We start from the raw sequence: 2,887 nt of genomic DNA, 5'->3' as shown, positions 1-2,887 counted from the left end.
CAGCCAAGCTGAATGGTCATGATCCCTTTGCGTATCTGAAAGATGTGATGCAGCGATTACCGATGCATCGCGCCAGTGCTATCGGCGAGCTGCTGCCCCATAACTGGGTTCCTGCTGACAAGGTGTGATGCCCGGACGCTTACCCTAGAGGGGAGCCCGCATTAACCCGCATGTTCTGTGAGGAATATTGCGGGTCAAATAAAAAGCCCTAATGGCTGGTGAAGGCTCATTAGGGCTCTTTAAGATGGTGATGGCGGGAGTTGAAAAGTTGTCCTAACTAATTGATATAAAAAAGATTTATTTTCCTAATTTTCCATAAGCCGTCAAAAAACCCGTCCAACTGGGCAAACCACTAGTTCAGTTAGAGTGTTTTTTAAACTATTGTGTGTCCGTCCGGTTGAGAAATCCTAAAATTATTCGCGGTGAGCGCAATGTTGCCGCTTGGTTACTTTTTGCGCTAATTCTTTAGATCAATGTGATGAGTCAACATTTGTCTACATTAGGGTGAGGTTTTCCTTTTAATGCCGAGTTCATTCCTGCTTGACATTCTGACCAGTGCCTTGGTAAGGCACTGACATAGGACGAGCAATTCCTACTCACTTGGCATTCTCTTAAAAACTTAGAAAGCCTCTCCATTATTGCACCGAAGCACCGTTGTCACCCCTCTTCGAACTCCAAGTGGTCTTCTCGAAAATGCTGGTGAGCGATCTCAATTAGATGATTTTGCACATTATTGATTATTTGTGCCTGGGTTTCCGGCCTCTCTTGGCATTTACAAGCCCACCCTCTATCAGGATGTAATACATCCCAACGCGACCGTAACTGATTGAAACGTCCTTTGCCGGGAGATCGCCTCCATAACCTCAAAAACCTTTGAGATTTCAATCTCCTTTTCTTTTAGGGCGGCCTTCCCAATAACTATTCCATAGTCTTTCGAAACGCTGATTTTCAATGCGATGATGTCTCACATTACTGGTCATCTCCGACCACAACTAGATTGCTGTCCAGTGTCAACTCTCATCTACCGTTAGAACCTTAGCTGCCATCTATAGAGAATTTGGCAATCCAAGCTATTTTATACATCCATCTTTATGTGGGGCTTAATCCATAGTGAAAGCAACTCGCCCTCTTCACTCAAGACCACCTTTTGACGGGAGCAATATTCTATAACTTTATTTCCTACTGCAAATTTATCACCAATACAGATCCAGCCTGAGAACGGGTCATGAGTAACTTCCCATTCGGCAGGCTGTGTTAATCGTATTGACATGCCTTCATTTTCTTTGGCGGAAAAAAATTTTCTATCTACAGATAACTTTCCTGGCTTTGATTCGGGAATATTTAACTTTGATTTAACCCAAAACTGTTCAGGAAAATAGCCTTCAGTAAAAAGCACAGTATTTTCGTCACCGACTACTAACTCAATGTCATTTATAATTAAAGTTGAGCATCCATGGCGACCATCATAAGGCTCAAACGCTAAAGAGCTTTCCTTCCTTATATAGGAAAGCTCTCCTAGATTCATCTGGCCATCTAACTCAATAATAAATTGCAAGTTGCTTACCTGATAAAATTTTAATGAAAAGTAAATCCGTTTGAGCAAACAGCCTATTCTGCAACTTTCTAAAGTTTTGTTAGACGCCCTAATTAATCCCTCCAGCATCAACAGATTTAATTCCACCCTCAACACAAGAGGCCAAGTAATCAACTAACTTTTTTTGTGTTTCCTCTTTGTTAAAAAAGCCTAATTCAGCCTCCTGAAATGCATCATTAAAGAAAGTAATATTTACATTATTAATCTCTGTGTAGAGAGCGCCAAGGCTAAAAAGGTAAGACGCAACTTTTCTTGCACCGTCAAAAGACTTCGATGCAATTGCTAAAAATTCTTTGAACAAAATAAATATTACTTCTTTGCACTCAGAATTACCTGCCAGCAAACCAAGCAAACGCGATGTTTCAGACTCACCTTTTTCTACACTTAATGATAAGTCGTAAACTAAATCAGGAAATTCTTCGTTGCCAGCTATTTTATTTTGCGCCCATTTTGACACACTTTTGCTATCAACCATTCCCATCAATAGCTGATACCTTAGTAATTCAGCTTCTATAGCTATATCCATATATTCTCTAGGTTCCATTTGGTATTACTGTAATGACATTTCCTGTCGTCGAGCTTGTGATTATAGTTACGCCAGGGGCAACATGCATTGTCGTTCCTGGCTCATTGCCCGGAGACCTCGTTCCATTCTGTATCGCGTTTAAAACCGGTGTCGGCGGTATCCCTCGAGCGCGCATTTGCTGAAGCGCATGCTGTGAAAATGGAACACCACTTATCATAGTGGGTGATGTTAATGGGCTAGGCAATACATTCAGCGGATTATTGCCAGACCTACCAACTGGTGCTGTAGCTGCAGGCCCACATACATTAGCATTCTGAGCATAGTTAAGAATCCGCTGTAATTGCCTAACCGTGGTCGGACTATAATTTACTGGCTGACCTGATCCGCCTGGTGATGCTACTGGAAAACGGTATGCCGGGTCAATTTGCCTAATCTGATTAATTAAAATTCTAACTTGCACATTTGTCAGCGATTGTAAAGGCGATGGTGCTCCAGGCCGCCTTTTGTTTAAGCCGTTTTGATCAACATAAGTGATCGGGCTGTTATCTACGTAGCTATAGGTGTTTGGCCCATCATCCAGCCCAATCGGATCTGATTGGAGATATCTACCAATCCTCGGGTCGTAGTCCCGGTAGTAGTTGTAATAAAAACGGCCCAACGCAAATCCGCTACAAGATTCACTACAACCCCAGTAACATCAATCACTTAAAGAACATGCAGCCCAGTGCGGAGGATACTTTATCAAGTTACAGCCCCCGACGCACTTT

The 2,887-nt window shown here is 42.4% G+C and carries 5 protein-coding genes; 1 reads left to right on the top strand and 4 read right to left on the bottom strand.

What is annotated here, in order from left to right; all coding sequences use genetic code 11:
* On the top strand, window positions 1-128 hold a 128-nt coding region (locus AB1S50_RS19235; protein WP_367152251.1), incomplete at its 5' end, for a transposase domain-containing protein.
* 529 nt (window positions 129-657) lie between these two features.
* Here the strand turns inward: AB1S50_RS19235 and AB1S50_RS19230 are convergent.
* The 4 genes from AB1S50_RS19230 to AB1S50_RS19215 form a co-directional block, all read right to left on the bottom strand.
* On the bottom strand, window positions 658-867 hold the full coding sequence (locus AB1S50_RS19230; protein WP_367152859.1) for an Eco29kI family restriction endonuclease: 210 nt from the start codon (window positions 865-867) through the stop codon (window positions 658-660).
* Window positions 868-1,075: 208 nt separating this feature from the next.
* The gene (locus AB1S50_RS19225; RefSeq protein ID WP_367152857.1) at window positions 1,076-1,555 is read right to left on the bottom strand and encodes a hypothetical protein; all 480 of its coding nucleotides are present in this window, start codon (window positions 1,553-1,555) and stop codon (window positions 1,076-1,078) included.
* 88 nt (window positions 1,556-1,643) lie between these two features.
* Window positions 1,644-2,120, bottom strand: coding sequence for a hypothetical protein (locus AB1S50_RS19220; RefSeq protein ID WP_367152856.1), 477 nt, complete (start codon window positions 2,118-2,120; stop codon window positions 1,644-1,646).
* Between the two features lie 7 nt (window positions 2,121-2,127).
* Entirely contained in the window at window positions 2,128-2,778 is a 651-nt protein-coding gene (locus AB1S50_RS19215) for an RHS repeat-associated core domain-containing protein (RefSeq protein ID WP_367152854.1), read from the bottom strand.
* Window positions 2,779-2,887: the final 109 nt, after the last annotated feature.

It is taken from the genome of Microbulbifer discodermiae (assembly GCF_040742695.1).
Lineage (GTDB): Bacteria > Pseudomonadota > Gammaproteobacteria > Pseudomonadales > Cellvibrionaceae > Microbulbifer.
Note: the sequence above shows the minus strand (reverse complement) of the source record. Positions and strands in the feature narration are given on the sequence as shown.